This is a genomic window from Phocaeicola salanitronis DSM 18170 (assembly GCF_000190575.1).
GTDB lineage: Bacteria > Bacteroidota > Bacteroidia > Bacteroidales > Bacteroidaceae > Phocaeicola > Phocaeicola salanitronis.
In genome coordinates this window covers 1,147,912-1,165,485 of sequence record NC_015164.1, presented here as the reverse complement: position 1 = coordinate 1,165,485, position 17,574 = coordinate 1,147,912, and the positions used below count along the sequence as shown (strand labels likewise).

14 protein-coding genes are annotated in these 17,574 nt (G+C 43.2%); 12 read left to right on the top strand and 2 right to left on the bottom strand.

Annotated elements, in window-relative coordinates; translation table 11 throughout:
- Positions 1–40: 40 nt before the first annotated feature.
- Positions 41–643 (top strand): tetratricopeptide repeat protein, encoded by a 603-nt coding sequence (locus BACSA_RS05125; protein ID WP_013617055.1) that lies wholly within the window; start codon positions 41–43, stop codon positions 641–643.
- A 330-nt stretch (positions 644–973) separates the two neighbouring features.
- Here BACSA_RS05125 and BACSA_RS05120 read toward each other — a convergent pair whose 3' ends face one another.
- Positions 974–2,278: a Na+/H+ antiporter NhaC family protein gene (locus tag BACSA_RS05120; protein ID WP_013617054.1), complete on the bottom strand. Its 1,305-nt coding sequence runs from the start codon at positions 2,276–2,278 to the stop codon at positions 974–976.
- Positions 2,279–2,708: 430 nt separating this feature from the next.
- Here BACSA_RS05120 and BACSA_RS05115 point away from each other — a divergent pair, with 430 nt between their 5' ends.
- From BACSA_RS05115 to rprY, 3 genes are all read left to right on the top strand, one after another.
- Positions 2,709–4,868 (top strand): elongation factor G, encoded by a 2,160-nt coding sequence (locus BACSA_RS05115; RefSeq protein ID WP_013617052.1) that lies wholly within the window; start codon positions 2,709–2,711, stop codon positions 4,866–4,868.
- A gap of 262 nt (positions 4,869–5,130) precedes the next feature.
- Entirely contained in the window at positions 5,131–6,690 is a 1,560-nt protein-coding gene (locus tag BACSA_RS05110) for a sensor histidine kinase (protein ID WP_013617051.1), read from the top strand.
- Positions 6,691–6,692: 2 nt separating this feature from the next.
- The gene (gene rprY, locus BACSA_RS05105) at positions 6,693–7,391 is read left to right on the top strand and encodes a response regulator transcription factor RprY (protein ID WP_013617050.1); all 699 of its coding nucleotides are present in this window, start codon (positions 6,693–6,695) and stop codon (positions 7,389–7,391) included.
- A gap of 66 nt (positions 7,392–7,457) precedes the next feature.
- Here rprY and BACSA_RS20095 read toward each other — a convergent pair whose 3' ends face one another.
- The gene (locus BACSA_RS20095) at positions 7,458–7,634 is read right to left on the bottom strand and encodes a hypothetical protein (protein ID WP_013617049.1); all 177 of its coding nucleotides are present in this window, start codon (positions 7,632–7,634) and stop codon (positions 7,458–7,460) included.
- Positions 7,635–8,128: 494 nt separating this feature from the next.
- Between BACSA_RS20095 and rpsF the strand changes: the two genes are divergently transcribed.
- From rpsF to BACSA_RS05065, 8 genes are all read left to right on the top strand, one after another.
- Entirely contained in the window at positions 8,129–8,476 is a 348-nt protein-coding gene (gene rpsF / locus BACSA_RS05100) for a 30S ribosomal protein S6 (RefSeq protein WP_013617047.1), read from the top strand.
- Between the two features lie 2 nt (positions 8,477–8,478).
- Complete coding sequence (gene rpsR / locus BACSA_RS05095) at positions 8,479–8,748, top strand: 30S ribosomal protein S18 (protein WP_013617046.1); 270 nt, start codon at positions 8,479–8,481, stop codon at positions 8,746–8,748.
- A 17-nt stretch (positions 8,749–8,765) separates the two neighbouring features.
- Complete coding sequence (gene rplI, locus BACSA_RS05090; RefSeq protein ID WP_013617045.1) at positions 8,766–9,215, top strand: 50S ribosomal protein L9; 450 nt, start codon at positions 8,766–8,768, stop codon at positions 9,213–9,215.
- A gap of 999 nt (positions 9,216–10,214) precedes the next feature.
- Complete coding sequence (locus tag BACSA_RS05085; RefSeq protein WP_013617043.1) at positions 10,215–10,790, top strand: DUF3575 domain-containing protein; 576 nt, start codon at positions 10,215–10,217, stop codon at positions 10,788–10,790.
- A gap of 18 nt (positions 10,791–10,808) precedes the next feature.
- Positions 10,809–12,230, top strand: coding sequence for a DUF3868 domain-containing protein (locus BACSA_RS05080; protein WP_013617042.1), 1,422 nt, complete (start codon positions 10,809–10,811; stop codon positions 12,228–12,230).
- Positions 12,231–12,345: 115 nt separating this feature from the next.
- Positions 12,346–14,553 carry a fimbria major subunit gene (locus tag BACSA_RS05075; protein WP_013617041.1) on the top strand — a complete coding sequence of 736 codons (2,208 nt, stop codon included), beginning with the start codon at positions 12,346–12,348 and terminating at the stop codon, positions 14,551–14,553.
- 170 nt (positions 14,554–14,723) lie between these two features.
- A complete protein-coding gene (locus BACSA_RS05070) occupies positions 14,724–15,776 on the top strand; it encodes a FimB/Mfa2 family fimbrial subunit (protein WP_013617040.1) in 1,053 nt (350 codons plus the stop codon).
- A complete protein-coding gene (locus BACSA_RS05065) occupies positions 15,776–17,572 on the top strand; it encodes a DUF4906 domain-containing protein (protein ID WP_013617039.1) in 1,797 nt (598 codons plus the stop codon). Before BACSA_RS05070 ends, BACSA_RS05065 begins: the two co-directional genes overlap by 1 nt.
- Positions 17,573–17,574 lie beyond the last annotated feature (2 nt).

Here is a 17,574-nt window from a genome sequence, read left to right as displayed (position 1 = left end):
TAATTTCGCAGCCAACAATCAAAAACAACCTAATGGTATCATGAAGACACTGATTATAACATTGATTTGCGGGCTGCTGGCGGTAAATTCCCTTTTTGCAAAAGGTTTCGAGCGTCCGGTTACGGCCGATTATCAAAAAGGAGTAGAGGCTTTGAACGAAGGTAATATCGAACAGGCTTATACTTATCTGACTAACGAACTGAACGCCAATCCGGAGAATGGCTATGCCCATTGCTATATGGCTTTGGTCTGTAATTTTTGTGGAGATGCCAAGTTGGCTTTCCATGCAGTAAACGAAAGCTTACGCTTTATACCCGAAGCGGATACCGAGTATCGTGCGTTTGCGTATTATACGCGAGGCATGCTGCTGATGAATGCCAAGGCATACGCCGAAGCGGAAGAAGATTTGGATGAGGCTATCCGCCTGACTCCTTCGGATGTGGAAAACTACAAGGCACGTGCGGAAGTTTATATGAACAACGGCAAGTATGAAGAGTCATTGGCCGATTTGCAGATGGCGATGAAATTGGACAGCCATGCCGATGTATATGATTTGATGATGCAGTTGCTTCAGGCAAATCCCGACCCGGTTTTCTTCGATGAGGTGACCAGTGCATTCAGCAATGCTACGGCAGCGCGTTGACGCTTTTTTCACCACAGATTACACAGATTAATCAATTTACGATTTGATAATTTACTATTTTGATATTAAGAAGCTGTTTTGAATTTATCGTGCGCTGATTTGGGATGAGTTTTTGAGGCATTTTCGCTTCTGTGATGAGGAAGATAGCGGGCTATCTGACGAAGAACAGGAGCGGAAAGGACCAAAAAATCGCCCAAACCACACACGAAAACGGAAACATCAAGCCAAGAAAAACTTTTTGGAGAAATTCAAAACAGCTTCTAAAATCGTACTTCGTAAATCGAAAAATTGAATATCCGTGTAATCTGTGGTGCTTTTTATAATATTCCATCAGGAGTACCGTCGTGGGAAACGGAATGCGATGCTTAGGATGGCGAATATTCCTAATGCCATCGGATAATAAAGGTAGGGAATAATGTCGAGTGGAGACAATTGGGTCAGTCCGGCTGCAATCAGCATCTGTGCCCCATAGGGGATAATGCCCTGTATTACGCACGAGAATGTGTCGAGTATGCTGGCACTTTTCCGCTTGTCTACCCGGTATTCTTCCGCTATGCGGCTGGCGAGTGGACCCACTGTGATGATGGCAATCGTATTGTTGGCGGTACAGAAATTGGCAAGGCTGACGAGGGCGGCAATGCTGAATTCGGCTCCCCGTTTGTTGTTGATGCGTTCGGTCAGCCGGTGCAGGATATAGTCGATGCCTCCATTAAACCGGATGAGTTCCAGCATACCGCCTGCCATCAGCGTGATGATAATCAGTTCCCCCATTCCCAGTACACCTTCTCCCATTGCTCCAAACCATCCGAAAAGGTCGAATGCGCCGTATCCCCATCCGATGATGCCGGTCGACAGCAAGCCTAAGAGCAATACCAGTGTGACATTCATTCCGGCGATGGAAGTTCCCAGCACGATAAGGTAGGGGATGATTTTCACCCATTCGATGGGAGAGATGTCGGGATGGGCTTCGGTTTGCATTCCGTATACAATGTAGTATATCAATACCAGCAGGGCTGCCGGGAGAGCAATCAGAAAATTGACACGGAACTTGTCTCGCATCACGCAGCCTTGGGTGCGTGTCGCGGCAATGGTGGTATCGGAAATAAAAGAAAGATTGTCACCAAAGAAAGCCCCTCCAACGACGATGGCCGTCATAAACGCCATGCTGATGTCGGTCTTGGCGGCAATGCCTGCAGCTACCGGAGCAAGGGCGACAATGGTGCCTACCGAGGTGCCGATGGAGAGCGAGATAAAGCACGAGGCGAGAAATACGCCGGCAAGCAACAGGTTTTCCGGAAGGAGCCAGAGGGTAAGATTGACGGTAGCATCAATGGCTCCCATGGCTTTTGCCGACTGGGCAAAGGCTCCGGCAAGGATAAATATCCAAATCATCAGCATGATGTTGGTATTGGCGGCTCCCGAAGAGTATTGCAGGATGCGGTCGTTCAGCGAAAGCCCTTTGGTTGTGGCGACGGCATAAACCGAAGCTACCAGGAACGCCACGGTTATGGGAACTTTGTAAAAGTCGTTGACGATGATGGAGGTTATCAGGTACAGGCACAGAAAAACGACGAGCGGCATCAGTGCCCATCCGTTCGGCTTGTTTACAATGGGAGTCAGTTTGTTATAATCCATGAGTTGCAAAATCTGTAAATGAAAGCTGGTGCAAAGATAATATTTTTAATAGGAAGAAACAATGCTTGCCATTAACCGGCGGGTGGATATGTATTTTATCGTCAGTTACAGGGTAATTCACTTCGGATGAGGCTTTTTCTTGTTTTCGGGACATGTATGGTAGTTGGATGGAGATGTTCATTTAAGTTCTATACGTAATTGGAATAGGTGCATAAGCTGATGGATATAGGTCCGTAAGGTAATGAATATAAGAGCGTTTTCGCTTATGCCTGTCATAAGTTAGTTGAAGTCGTAGGAATATGTGTCTAAAAACATAGTTTAGTAACACGGGGCAAAAATTGCATTTCTCCTCATTAATTTCTAATTTGCGCGGCATTATGAGAGATATGAGAAGCATATCCTTTTGTTTTTTATTTAAATCTTGAGTACCATGAAAGTATATCAGACTAACGAAATTAAAAACATTGCACTTCTTGGCAATGATGGATCAGGTAAAACCACCCTCACAGAAGCGTTGCTCTATGAGAGTGGTATTATAAAACGCCGTGGCAGAATCACTGCCAAAAATACAGTCAGCGATTATTTCCCGGTAGAGCAGGAGTACGGATACTCTGTATTCTCTACCGTTTATCATGTAGAATGGAATGGCAAGAAATTGAATATCATAGACTGTCCGGGAAGTGACGATTTTGTGGGTGCAGCTCTTACTGCATTGAATGTGACAGATACAGCGGTTCTGCTATTGAACGGGCAATACGGTCCGGAGGTAGGGACACAGAATCATTTCCGCTATACCGAAAAACTAGGCAAGCCGGTTATCTTCTTGGTAAACCAGTTGGATAGCGAAAAATGTGATTTTGACCATGTATTGGAGCAGTTAAGAGAGAATTACGGGTCGAAAGTTGTTCCCGTTCAGTATCCCATTAGTACAGGTCCCGACTTTAATTCGTTGATTGATGTACTTTTAATGAAAAAATATTCATGGAAACCTGAGGGAGGCGAACCTGTGATTGAGGATATTCCGGCAGAGGAGATGGAGAAAGCTCAGGCTTGGCATAAGGTATTGGTAGAGGCTGCTGCCGAACACGATGAGACGTTGATGGAGAAATTTTTCGAGTCGGATTCTCTGACCGAGGATGAAATGCGTGAAGGTATCCGTAAAGGCTTGGTTGCACGCGGCATGTTCCCAGTATTTTGTGTGTGTGCCGGAAAAGACATGGGGGTGCGGCGTTTGATGGAGTTCTTGGGCAATGTAGTGCCTTTTGTGGATGAAATGCCAGTGGTGCATAATACCCGTGGCGTGCCTGTTCTGCCTGATCCGAACGGACCTACCTCGCTTTATTTCTTCAAGACTGCGGTAGAACCGCATATCGGTGATGTGCAATACTTTAAAGTAATGAGCGGCGTTGTACATGAAGGCGATGACCTGACCAATGCAGACCGTGGCTCTAAAGAACGTATGGCTCAATTATATGTTTGTGCAGGTGCTATCCGTGAAAAAGTAGAGGAATTGCGTGCCGGTGATATTGGCTGTACGGTGAAGCTGAAAGATGTGAAGACAGGCAATACGTTGAATGGTAAGGATTGTGACAACCGTTTTAACTTCATTAAATATCCGAATCCGAAATATACACGTGCCATCAAGCCTGTGAATGAGGCTGATATGGAAAAGATGATGGCAATATTGAACCGTATGCGTGAAGAAGACCCGACGTGGGTAATAGAACAGTCGAAAGAGTTGAAGCAAATATTGGTTCACGGTCAGGGAGAATTTCATTTGCGTACCTTGAAGTGGCGTTTGGAAAACAATGAAAAGTTGCCTGTCCAGTTCTTGGAACCGAAGATTCCGTATCGTGAGACAATTACAAAAGCCGCTCGTGCCGATTATCGTCATAAAAAACAGTCGGGTGGCGCAGGTCAGTTCGGTGAGGTGCATCTGATTGTTGAGCCTTACTATGAAGGCATGCCGCTTCCGGATACATATAAGTTTAATGGTCAGGAATTTAAGGTTACGGTAAAAGGAACAGAGACCATCGATTTGGAATGGGGTGGAAAATTGGTATTTGTTAACAGTGTGGTCGGCGGTGCTATTGACGCGCGTTTTATGCCTGCTATCTTAAAAGGTATCATGAGCCGTATGGAGCAAGGTCCGTTGACAGGTTCTTATGCCCGTGATGTGCGTGTCATTGTTTATGACGGTAAGATGCACCCGGTAGATTCCAATGAAATTTCTTTCATGCTTGCCGGACGCCATGCGTTTAGTGATGCATTTAAGAATGCAGGTCCGAAGATTTTGGAGCCGATTTATGATGTGGAAGTATTCTGTCCGAGCGATAAGCTGGGTGATGTAATGAGCGATATGCAAGGACGTAGAGGTATGATTATGGGTATGAGTAGCGAAAAGGGATATGAAAAATTGACCGCCAAAGTGCCTTTGAAGGAGATGTCTAATTATTCGACTGCTTTAAGTTCATTGACCGGAGGACGTGCATCGTTCATTATGAAATTTGCCAGCTATGAACTTGTGCCGGCAGATGTTCAGACGAAACTGATGAAGGAGTTTGAAGAACAAGAAAAGGACGAAATGTAAGCAAGTTGTTATTTTTATATGTTTAAAGGTCGCATTTCTTAAAATGCGGCCTTTTTTTATTTAACTTAGCTTAAACTATTAGGGATATTTATTTGTTATTGATTTAAAATTTTATTAATTTTGCAAGCAGGTAAGCAGGCTAAGGCTATGAAATGCTTATTTTGGCATGTTAAAAGAACGTTTTGGTTAATATAAAAGAATCTGGGATTAAAACATGTTAAGTAAGGTGTATTGTAACGGTTAGCCATGTAAATTTGCTTCCATGAAAAAGTCAACGATTTGGATATTAGGTATTGTAATGGGACTTTCTTTTCTAAGCTTGCTGTATTTGCAAGTAAGCTATATTGAGGAGATGGTCAAGATGCGCAAGGAACAGTTTGAAGAAAATGTAGGACGTAGTCTTGCGCAGGCAGTGCATAATTTGGAACTGGTAGAGACAAAGAAATATCTGGAGAAAGATGTTGTGGCTACCGAACGGGCGGCACGGCTTTCGCGTCAATTGCAAGTGCCGTCAATAGGTACCGATAGCAGCCGGAATGTCGTCGCACATCAGCAGTTTATGATGACTTCTCCCGATGGAAGCACTTTTTCCAGTTTCGAGTGGAAAGCGATAATAAACCGTCCTTCCAGTGTTCCGAAGGTGATTATCTCAACGGGGAAAAATATACCGCAGACATCCCGGAACCTGCAGGAAATATTGAAGGAACGTTACGTTTATCAACGTGCTTTGCTGGATGAGGTTATTTATAACATCCTTTATACGGCAAGCGACAAGCCGTTGAAGGAGCGGGTTAATTTTAAGCAGTTGGATTATTATCTGAATTCGGAACTGAAAAACAACGGTGTGGATATTCCTTATCATTTTACAGTGACCGACCGGGACGGAAAAGAGGTTTATCGGTGTTCGGATTATGAATATGATAATGAGAAAATATATTCCCGTTTGCTCTTTGAAAAAGATCCTCCCGCAAAGATGGGGTTTGTGAATGTGTTTTTCCCGACGATGGATAATTACATCTTCAGCTCGGTGCGCTTTATGATACCTTCGCTTATCTTTACGTTGGTGTTGTTGGTGACATTCATATTTACCATTTATACCATCTTCCGCCAGAAGAAACTGACCGAAATCAAGAATGATTTCATTAATAATATGACACATGAATTCAAGACTCCGATATCGACCATTTCATTGGCGGCCCAGATGTTGAATGATCCGGCTGTGGGCAAGTCGCCCCAAATGTTTAAGCATATATCGGGAGTGATTAACGATGAAACCAAACGGTTGCGCTTTCAGGTGGAGAAAGTGTTGCAGATGTCGATGTTCGAACGTCAGAAAGCAACATTGAAAATGAAGGAAGTAGATGCTAATGAACTGGTGTATAATGTGACAAATACATTCCGGTTGAAAGTGGAGAACTGTAATGGAACTTTAGATGTTGCTTTGGATGCGGATGATCCGTTCGTTTTTGTCGATGAGATGCATTTTACGAATGTGATTTTTAATTTGTTGGATAATGCGCTGAAATACAAGAAACCGGATGTCAATATCAAGTTGAAAGTGCGCACCTGGAACGAAGGCGGCAAGCTTCATATATCCATTGAAGACAATGGAATAGGTATTAAAAAAGAAAATTTGAAAAAGATATTTGATAAGTTCTATCGGGTTCATACCGGCAATTTGCATGATGTGAAAGGGTTTGGTCTGGGCTTGGCGTATGTGAAGAAAATCATTACAGATCACAAAGGGACAATACGTGCCGAAAGTGAACTGAATGTGGGCACTAAATTTATTATTGTATTACCTTTATTTAAAGATGAGTAAAAATGGACGAGAAATTGCGTATTTTATTGTGCGAAGATGATGAAAATCTTGGCATGTTATTAAGAGAATATTTACAGGCAAAAGGGTATTCGGCTGAATTGTTTCCCGATGGAGAAGCCGGATACAAGGCTTTTTTGAAGAATAAATATGATTTGTGCGTGTTGGATGTGATGATGCCGAAGAAAGACGGATTTACCTTGGCTCAGGAAATCCGTCAAGCCAATACGGAAATCCCGATTATATTCCTTACTGCAAAAACATTGAAGGAAGATATTTTGGAAGGGTTTAAGATTGGGGCGGATGATTATATTACCAAACCGTTTAGTATGGAGGAGCTGACTTTCCGTATTGAAGCCATTTTGCGTCGTGTGCGTGGCAAACGGAATAAGGAAAGCAATATGTATAAAATTGGGCGTTTTACCTTTGACACTCAAAAGCAGATTTTGTCTATCGGTGACAAGCAGACAAAATTAACTACAAAAGAATCTGAATTGTTAGGATTGCTTTGTGCACATGCCAATGAGATTCTTCAACGCGACTTTGCCTTGAAAACCATTTGGATTGATGATAATTATTTCAATGCACGAAGCATGGATGTATATATTACGAAACTGCGTAAGCATTTGAAGGAAGATGATTCGATAGAAATTATCAATATTCATGGCAAAGGATATAAACTGATTACTCCCGACCAGGATTGATAATCATAAAAAAAGCCTGAATCCGAATCGGTTCAGGCTTTTTTATGCCTTTGTTTTTAGTTTCCTTTAGTCTGTAATGCGTTTGTTTAAGATAATGTATGATATTAATCCAATGACAATTAAAAAGAGCGAGCCTCCTAAAATACCATTGTTATTTACATTGCCTGAGGCATAGCAGACAATTAAAATTACTGCTCCAAGAACGACTAATATCAGTCCTAAGTTTTTTAATAAGCTTTTCATGTGTGTCTTCTTTTATTTAACGGTTTATCTTTTAAATACAAATTAAAGTATAATTCTTGTATTATGGAAATTATTTGATGAAAAATTTAATAATCGGTTCAATTTATAGTAAAATAAAATTGGTTTGCGAAAAAATCTTGATGTATTGTCATCCTGAACGGACGTGAAGGATCTCGTGTACATCCACGTGGGCGCATCCGAGATGCTTCACTTCGTTACCAATGACGAATTTACAATTTGTCATAATCGAATGGGTTTTCCGCAGGAAATAGGCACTCAGCATGACAAATGATTTTTCGCAATTCATTTCTGATTGACTATAATTGTTTGGGGGATGTCCGAGGGTAGTTGGAGACGTTTGCTGCAGTTAAAATACATTTATTGCGATGCTCTTTACACAAAAAACTTTGTATCTCTTTGTAGGTTAGAGAAAAAGTAGTATCTTTGCGCCGCAATTAAAAAATTTATTATTAATAATTTAATTAACGAATAGTATGAATCAATACGAAACCGTTTTCATTTTAACTCCCGTTTTGTCTGACGTACAGATGAAGGAAGCGGTAGAGAAGTTCAAAACCATCCTGACACAGGAAGGCGCTGAAATCATCAACGAAGAAAACTGGGGATTAAAGAAATTGGCTTATCCAATCCAAAAGAAATCTACGGGTTTCTATCAGCTGCTTGAGTTTAAGGCAGATCCGTCTGTTATCTCAAAGTTGGAAATCAATTATCGCCGGGATGAACGTGTCATCCGTTTCTTGACTTTCAGAATGGATAAGTATGCTGCAGAATACGCTGCAAAGAGAAGAAGTTTAAAATCAACTAAAAAGGAGGAAAATTAATTATGGCACAACAACAATCAGAAATCAGATATTTAACTCCGCCCTCAGTCGATGTTAAAAAGAAGAAATACTGCCGTTTCAAGAAAAGCGGTATTAAGTATATCGATTACAAAGATCCTGAATTCTTGAAAAAATTCTTGAATGAACAAGGTAAAATTCTTCCGCGCCGTATTACCGGTACTTCTCTGAAGTTTCAGCGTCGTATTGCGCAGGCTGTGAAGAGAGCTCGTCATTTGGCTTTGTTGCCTTATGTAACTGATATGATGAAATAAATAAAGGAGGAATAAGTATGGAAATTATTTTGAAAGAAGACGTAGCGAACTTGGGCTACAAGAATGATATTGTAACCGTTAAGTCTGGTTATGGTCGTAACTATCTTATTCCGACTGGTAAGGCTGTCATTGCTTCACCGGCTGCCAAAAAAATGTTGGCTGAAGAACTGAAGCAACGCGCTCATAAATTGGAAAAGATTAAGAAAGACGCTGAAGCTGTTGCAGAGTCGTTGAAAGGCATTTCGTTGACTATCCCGACTAAGGTAAGTGCTACGGGTGTTGTTTACGGTTCTGTAAGCAATATTCAGATTGCAGATGAATTGGCTAAATTGGGTCATAACATCGATCGTAAGATTATCCTTGTTAAGGGTCAAGTTAAAGAAGTTGGTCACTACACTGCACTTGTAAAACTTCATAAGGAAGTAGCTGTTGAAATTCCTTTCGAAGTAGTAGCCGAAGAAGCTTAATTTGTTATCTGTAAATACTTGATAAAAGCCCCGGTTAGGAAGATGCCTGACCGGGGCTATTTTTTTGATACGCTTTTATACTTTGTGCGGTATGCGATTGTGTATTTATCACCACGAAGTACACAGAGGCACACAGAGTCTTTTAAATTTTTCCTCTGTGTACTCCGTGCTGAAATCATGTTCCATTAAAATGTACAAAATCTGTACCGCGTATGGTATATATGGCTAACCTATTTTGCCTTGTCTTATACTGACAGATAAGTGCGTTGCGTGTAAGATTAATAATCTTCCGCTTGTAAGATTAATAATCTTGCAGCCTGAAGATTAATAATCTTACAGCGGATGCACCTATATGCGTTGCGCGTAGCAACATAACTGCTTCTTCAGATTACCCTATGTCTCCCGTCTATATAAGAAGCTGTTTTGAATTTCTCCAAAAAGTTTTTCTTGGCTTGATGTGTTCGTTTTCGTGTGTGCTTTGGGCGATTTTTTGGTCCTTTTCGCTCCTGTTCTTCGTCAGATAGCCCGCTATCTTCCTCATCACAGAAGCGAAAATGCCTCAAAAACTCATCCCAAATCAGCGCACGATAAATTCAAAACAGCTTCTAAATTGAATATCCGCATTCCATTCAATGAACTGTAGGGGCGTATCGCATACGCCCTGGAAACATCTGCATGGATAAGTTGGGCGCATTCGGGCGTATGCGATACGCCCCTACATAGGCTGTTTGCGGATAGCATAATACAATAAGGTGTGACCGGAACGGGTTGCGGTTGGAAGGATAGCCTTCTGAAGGTATTATTTCATTTTTTTGAAAAAAACAACTAAGCTATTTGTTTATGTAAAATTTATTATATATGTTTGCAGCAGATTATAGTTAAGTAGAGAATAGAGACTTGTTGCAAACACTCCTTAATTATATATCTATGTTTGCGGCAAAGATACTAAATTAAGTGAAATGTGAGGCTGCTCAGGCAGCAAAAAACAATCAATATGCTATGAAACGTTTGTTATTTATCCTCTTATGCTGCATAGGGGTATCGGTTTCGGCACAGGATTGGGCGGTGAAGACCAATTTGTTTTATGACGCTACAACGACGATGAACCTTGGTTTTGAGACAAGGCTCGCGCCGAAGTGGACGCTTGACGTGTCTGCAAACTGGAATCCTTGGAATTTCTCAGACAACAAGAAATGGAGGCAGCTTTCCTTTCAGCCCGAAGCCCGCTACTGGTTCTGCGAGGCGTTCAACGGACATTTCGTCGGTGCACACCTCTTGGGAGGCATCTACAACATGGGCAACTGGGATACGGACTTTAAGTTCTTGGGCACCGACTTCGGAGAACTGCAGGAACACCGGTTCGAAGGCTGGATGTTGGGAGTGGGCGTTGCCTACGGATACCAATGGCTGCTTTCGAAGCACTGGAGCATTGAAGCGGAAATCGGAATCGGTTACGTCTATTCGCAAGCCGACAAGTACGAGTGCGCTACGTGCGGCGACAAGCTGGAAGATAACGAGCCGCACCACTATTTCGGACCTACCAAAGCGGCAATCAACCTGATTTATGTATTCTAATAAGGGAGGAGGAGAACGATGAAAACAATCTGTTTATATAGCGTAATGTCTTTGCTGGCAGCTTCTTCGGCGTTTGCCGATGCGGGCGTGCAACGTCTGACGAGCGGCGCCACGGTGCGCGATGTGGAAATCAGCAAGGAACGTGACAGCGTGGTGATTGCCATGGATATCGACCTTTCAGGCATGGAAGTCGGGAGGAACCGTTCGGTCGTGGTGGCTCCCCTGTTCTATGCAGGCGAAGAGTGGAAATGGCTTCCTGCCGTAGAGGTTATGGGGCGCAGGCGTTACATTTATTACCAACGGAACGAAGAATCGCTCTATACGGAACAACCTTACAGCATCGTCCGTCATAAGAAGGAAGAAGCCCAGACGGTAAACTACCGCATAGCCTTGCCATACGCCTCGTGGATGGACCGTGCCGAACTGGCTATCACGGAAGATGCATGTGGATGCGGCGAAGTAGAAAAAGGCAGCCGTACTGCATTGGCACAAGCCGACCTGGTGTTTACCCCCCGCCTGGCATACATCACACCCCAAGCCGAAACGCGCAAGGCACGCTCGTTGAGCGGGGAAGCCTTCCTCGATTTCCCGGTCAACCGTACGGAAATCCATCCCGACTACCGGCGCAACGCTGCGGAACTTCGCAAAATCCGTTCCACCATTGATACCATCCGTGCCGACAAGGATTTCAGCATCACACAAATTATGCTGAAGGGCTATGCATCGCCCGAAGGAAGCCAGGCTTCCAACCAACGTCTGGCGGAAGGGCGTACCAATGCCTTAAAGGAATACCTGGTAAACGAATACGGCATTGATGCGAAGTTGTTTCGCGCGGAACCGGGCGGCGAGAACTGGGAAGGCTTGCGCAAGTACGTTGAGGAAAGCGACCTGGCAGACAAAGATGCCATCCTTGCCCTGATGGACGGCGAAGGCGACATCGACCAAAAGGAGCGGAACATCCGTTCCCGTTATCCCGAAGCCTACCGCACGCTGCTTGCGGACTGCTATCCGGCGTTGCGCCGCACCGATTATACGGTGAGCTACACCATCCGGGGCTTTAATGTAAACGAAGCGAAAGAAATCATCAAGACCCGTCCGCAGAACCTGAGCCTGCAGGAGATGTTTGCCGTGGCGCAGACCTACGAACCGGGGAGCGAGGACTTCAACCGTGTCTTCGACGTGGCGGTACGCATGTACCCCGATGATGAAACGGCAAACCTGAACGCCGCCAACGCACTCTTGGAGCGAAGAGAGGCGGAACAGGCATTGCGATACTTGGAGAAAGCAGGAAACAGCCCGCAAACCGATAACGCCCGGGGCGTAGCGTTGATTCTCTTGGAACGCTATGACGAAGCGAAGCCGTGCTTAGAGCGTGCCGCACAAGCAGGCATCCGTGAAGCGGAAGAAAATCTGGAGGCTTCCCCCATCCCCCTCCCGTAGAGGGGGCTTAAAAACCGAAGAAAGTAAAGCCTCCCCTTCGGGAGAAGTTTGAAGGGGCTTTAGCTGGAAAAAGGAGATAACGAACATAAAATATTAATTTAAGTAAAATGTGATTATGAGAAAATTTAAGTTTTTTGCTTTGGCATTCGCGGCAATAGCTTTTGCCGGATGCTCTGATGATGCAATCGACGGGCAAGGCGGAAACACTGGCACAATAGGTGACGGTACTCCGGCTTATCTGACTATTTCGTTCTCGGCTAATAGCAGTAGTAGTAGCCGTTCTACTGCGGATGATGCGAATAATAATGGGGATGACCATTCTACGGATGATGATCCAGATACGCCTGATGTCAATGAAGGAAATGGTGAAGACAGTGGACACCATAGCGATGGTTTAGATGCAGAACGGCAAATAAAGAATGTGTTGGTTGTTGTGGCTCCGGCTTCTACTGGCTCTAATAACGAAGGTTTCAAAAAATTGTATTCTGTATTTGATGCAGCAAGTGGGGGAGCTACTGAAGCAGGAGAGAATGATTTTGAAGAAACAACTGGTGGCATTTATAAAAATGCAGAACCCATTGAAATAACTACAGGTGATTACAAAGTATTGGTTGTTGTGAATCCTGTAGCTGCAATTTCTGATGGAACAGCTTTGGCGAAGACTGCAAGTCAGTTATATGATGATATTGTTACGGGAGCTTATGATTATACACCTGCAGGGGGTACAGAAGATAATTATGTAAATGCAGCCAACAGTATTGGTATGGGTGTAGGATATACAGGTAGTAATAATCAAGCATTAGTTAGTGGTGCAACAGGATTTATGATGGCTAACAAAGCAGAAGCCACTGTTACAATAAATCAAAATCATACTCCTGAGTATCCGGCAAGTGTAAGCGTTGATGTAGAACGTGTTTTATCAAAAATCACTTTCCGTTCGACTACACCTACAGAAACAAATAAGGAAAATGTATATAAAGTAAATGTTACATTAGGTAACCAACCTGCTATCACATTGAATGCAGCTTTGGAGAAAACAGACCAAGCAGGTTCGTATGACTATAAATTGCTGAATAAGGCAAAAGATTTAAGAGGTCAAGATGTTTATGGAGAATATGATAGTTCAGATAAACTCTCGGGTGTATATAAAGTAGTATATAAGACAGAAGAAGGTCAAACGGATCAACCACAGACAACTACTTTAGAAGTAGATGGAGTTGATACAGAATGTATTATTGTTAAGAAAATCGACTATATAACAGAAGAAGGATTTGCAGCATTGGATGAAGAAAAACAAATTCCATCTGATTATTGCTTCGTACAAGATACGCAAAATCCGTCTATTGACTTGCAATATAATACAAATGCGCCGGTTGAAACCGATGAATGGTTTGTAAAACTGGAAGGTTATGCTTTGGTAAATCTTTCGAAAACGGTGAATTATGTAAGACATACCATTACAGGAACTGCTATGAGTCCGTTTGGAACATTGGATGGAACCAACTTCTTGTGGACGCCGAATTGGGATAATAATAACAATATCGTATTTGTACCTGATGCAAATGGTGAGATGCAATTCCCGGCAGGTACTACTACTAACGATTGGTTCTATAATACATTGGCTGATGTTTCTGGTGAAAGTACAAAATTGAATATAACAAATGCAGGTAAAGATAATGCAAGTTTTACTGTATCAGAGGGAACTCTTAAATATTTTAAGACAATGGGGTCTTTAATAAACGATGGTAGTACCGTATCGGGAAGCGATCATTATGAGGAGGACCCGAAGTTGCCTGCTGTTGGTAAATTGATGTCTTACTGTTTTGAAAACTCAACTGATATTGAACATCAGACTCATGGTTTAAGTACAGGTATTTCTTTTGTCGCTACTATTTGGAAAGATGCTAATTGTTCAGAAGAAATAGAGAAGTTATATCTTTATCAGGGACATAATTTTACAACTATTAAACAGATACAAGATGCTTATCCTACAATAGATGCACTTAAGGACTTGTCAGATCAATCAACAAGGACCGAATTGGAAGCTGCGGGCATCGAATTGTATAATAGTAACATTTGCTATTATTATACAACCGAAATCAAGCATTTCGATAATGGCGATCCAAATGTATTGGGCAATATGGAATTCGCTATTATGCGTAACAACATCTATTCATTGGCTGTAACTAAGATTGACCAAATAGGTGATCCGTATGTAGATCCGACTCCTGGAACAGATAATGAATCAAAAGAGGCTGCATTGGATGTTCAAGTTCGTATAGTACCTTGGATTGTCCGCTACAATGACATCGAATTTGATTGATAGATAACCATTAACATAAGTAATAACCTTGTAGGGGCGAGGTTCGCTCGCCCGAATACATCCACGTGATGCAATCAGGGCAAGCAGACCCTGCCCCTACAAAATAAAAACCAACGCACTCATCCTCACCATTATTAATTATTAACTGTTAATTATTAATTAAAGAAAAGATGAAAACCTTGCTTTACTCCATACATCATCAGGTACGAAAAGCTTTGCTGGCTATGGCAATCGCCCTGCCTATGGTTTCATGCCACACCGTTTGGGACGATGACGACGATTGCCCCGTAGAAACCGAGTATCGGGTAAAGTTTGTGCACGACTATAACATGCTCTTTACCGATGCGTTTGCCACGCAAGTACGTTCCATTACCCTTTATGCGTTCGACGAAGACGGCAAGCTGGTGCTCCAGCAGTCCGAACAAGGCGAAACCCTGAGCCGTGACGATTACACCATGAAGCTTGACCTTGCTCCCGGGAATTACCGGCTGGTAGCATGGGCAGGCTTGGCAGAAGGCAATGCCTATACCGTTCCCGTCCTTACCGAAAACATATCCGACAAGGAAGACCTGACGTGCCGCATCAACCGTTACCCTACTACGCTCCACGATGAACCGATAGACTCCGTAGGCTATCTGCATCCGTTATGGCATGGCATCGTAGAAACGCAGACCCTGACACGTGCCGCAACGGAAACACAAGTCATTACCCTGCCGCTGATGAAGAACACCAGCACCATCCGTGTCATCCTGCAACAACTGGCGCAAGGGCAGCTGGATGCTTCGCAGTTTGACTTCACCATCACCGACGAGAACGGCATGATGACCCACGAAAACCGTTTGGTGGAAGGCGACGGCGTACTGACCTACATGCCCTATCATCAGGCGCAAGGCTCAACGGTAGTAGAAGGCGAAGCCTCCGAAGAGCAACTCAACGTGGTAGTGGCAGAACTGAGTGTAGGCAGGTTGATGGCAGATGGAGACACCCGTCTTACTATCTCCAACCGCCAGACAGGAGAAACCATATTGTCTATCCCCTTGATAGACTATCTGGAGCTTTGCCGCACGGTGGCAAACTACGACATGCCTCTGCAGGAATACCTCGACCGTGAAGACACCTACACCATGACGTTCTTCCTCGACAGCAACCAGTCCTGGCTCAACACCCAAGTAATCATCAACGACTGGATAGTCCGTTTTAACGATATAACCCCCGAACTCTAATGAAACAGCATCGCCTATATATAATAATGTGTATCCTCTCCCTGCTTTTCCTTGCTGGTTGCAGGGACGAAGAGCCCGTGCAGTCTGCCGAAAGCAAGCGGACTATCACGGTCAATTTAGGTATTGCGATGAGCAGGGTGGCGGACATAGAAGGTGTGATAGGGGACAATACTCGTCCGGATAATTTGCAATTATGGATATTTGACGGTAATACAGCAGATGCAACCCTGATATTCCATGAGAATATCACGAATAACCTCGATTTCTCTATCATCGACCTTAATAATCGGTTGGTGCAAACCATCGAGCGCATTATCAATGTGGAGAACGAAATCAATATTCTGCATTTCTACATCGTGATGAACACCACAGGAATATCTTTGGATGAAAACTCCACTCCACATGATATAGAAACCGCTACGTTTACGCAACAAACCACATGGACAGGCGATAACAAAGTGCCTCTCTATGGTTATGGCACACTTGATGTTTCCACACACCGTTCGGAGTACAGCGTTAGTATTGAGACTACCCGTGCCGTAGGTAAGTTGGAGTTGTTCTTCACGAAAGAAAACGAAAACGCATATTTGAAAATAAATAAGATTGAATTGGAACAGATGCCGGATATAGGTTATTTGAAGAATGCCGGCGAAGGAGAAACGCAGCAAGTTGCTGAAAGCTATACTGATGAAATAGACAACCTATTAGATAACGAATCTGGAAATGGCTTAGAAATCGAAACTTCTCTGCCAGAAAGCGAAGATACTCAAATAGGACATTTCAGTGATTACGAAGATAAATTTACAAAACTTAAGTTGACACATACCTATTTGCTTGAAAACTTAAACGGTGATACTTGGACAGCTATAGATAACAACAAAGATTATATCTATCCTACTATTATAGAAGATGAAGAAACTCGTTATAAGATGACGGTTTTTTATCAGGCATCAACAAACGGTACGGAAAAAGAACAAGTGGTGTATCTACCCGCCATAGAGCGCAATGTGTGGAACAAGATATTTGTAAGGGTGAAAGATGACGGTTTTGCCATAGCCTTGAACGTATTACCGTGGGAAGAGGTGGAAGAATCAGATATAGGATGGAACGGGAACACTCCCGTAGGAAGTAATGCGCCGTTGGTTGCGTGGAGGTTGTTAAGTGGAAAAATAGAACCCGACCATGAAAATGCAAAAAATGGAGACGCTGAGGCAAAGTATTGCTATGTGTTGAATCCGCGTTATACGAGCGATGATGATCATATCGAATTGGAAGAACATTCCGCCTACGCCGGTTTTTATTTTCGTTTGAACGAACCGGAAGGAGCAGTATGGAAAGCGCACCTTTCCAATCCTGATTATTTTGCTTTTGGTACGGGCACTTACGATATTAATGGTGATAATGTGCACGAAAGAAGATGTGTCTCTACGGGCAGGGCACGTGATGAGGCATATCAGATACAGATTTACGCCAAGCATCCATGGACAGAGGGTACAGATTTTAACGGTAATGTGAACGCAGAATTCACTGGTTTGAAAGAAGTAAAGACCGAGTTTTGGATTACCATCACCTTGGTGGACGGTACGGAATACGAACTGGTCATCAATCCTAACGATAGCTATGTGGATGAAACCTATTATTATAACAACCGTCGTTTTGCCGGTACAGATACGCGTATCACCATCTGGCAACTGCGGGCACTGAATGGATATGCGTATGATGACCTAATGGACTATTATATAAATAATGGAGATATCACAAATCCATGGTGGACAGGTGAAGGAGATATTGATTAAAT

What these genes read in the sequence shown, in the direction of transcription:
- BACSA_RS05125 (WP_013617055.1), top strand. Translation starts at nt 41, where the DNA reads ATGAAGACACTGATTATAACATTGATTTGCGGGCTGCTGGCGGTAAAT.
- BACSA_RS05120 (WP_013617054.1), bottom strand. Translation starts at nt 2,278, where the DNA reads ATGGATTATAACAAACTGACTCCCATTGTAAACAAGCCGAACGGATGG.
- BACSA_RS05115 (WP_013617052.1), top strand. Translation starts at nt 2,709, where the DNA reads ATGAAAGTATATCAGACTAACGAAATTAAAAACATTGCACTTCTTGGC.
- BACSA_RS05110 (WP_013617051.1), top strand. Translation starts at nt 5,131, where the DNA reads ATGAAAAAGTCAACGATTTGGATATTAGGTATTGTAATGGGACTTTCT.
- rprY (WP_013617050.1), top strand. Translation starts at nt 6,693, where the DNA reads ATGGACGAGAAATTGCGTATTTTATTGTGCGAAGATGATGAAAATCTT.
- BACSA_RS20095 (WP_013617049.1), bottom strand. Translation starts at nt 7,634, where the DNA reads ATGAAAAGCTTATTAAAAAACTTAGGACTGATATTAGTCGTTCTTGGA.
- rpsF (WP_013617047.1), top strand. Translation starts at nt 8,129, where the DNA reads ATGAATCAATACGAAACCGTTTTCATTTTAACTCCCGTTTTGTCTGAC.
- rpsR (WP_013617046.1), top strand. Translation starts at nt 8,479, where the DNA reads ATGGCACAACAACAATCAGAAATCAGATATTTAACTCCGCCCTCAGTC.
- rplI (WP_013617045.1), top strand. Translation starts at nt 8,766, where the DNA reads ATGGAAATTATTTTGAAAGAAGACGTAGCGAACTTGGGCTACAAGAAT.
- BACSA_RS05085 (WP_013617043.1), top strand. Translation starts at nt 10,215, where the DNA reads ATGAAACGTTTGTTATTTATCCTCTTATGCTGCATAGGGGTATCGGTT.
- BACSA_RS05080 (WP_013617042.1), top strand. Translation starts at nt 10,809, where the DNA reads ATGAAAACAATCTGTTTATATAGCGTAATGTCTTTGCTGGCAGCTTCT.
- BACSA_RS05075 (WP_013617041.1), top strand. Translation starts at nt 12,346, where the DNA reads ATGAGAAAATTTAAGTTTTTTGCTTTGGCATTCGCGGCAATAGCTTTT.
- BACSA_RS05070 (WP_013617040.1), top strand. Translation starts at nt 14,724, where the DNA reads ATGAAAACCTTGCTTTACTCCATACATCATCAGGTACGAAAAGCTTTG.
- BACSA_RS05065 (WP_013617039.1), top strand. Translation starts at nt 15,776, where the DNA reads ATGAAACAGCATCGCCTATATATAATAATGTGTATCCTCTCCCTGCTT.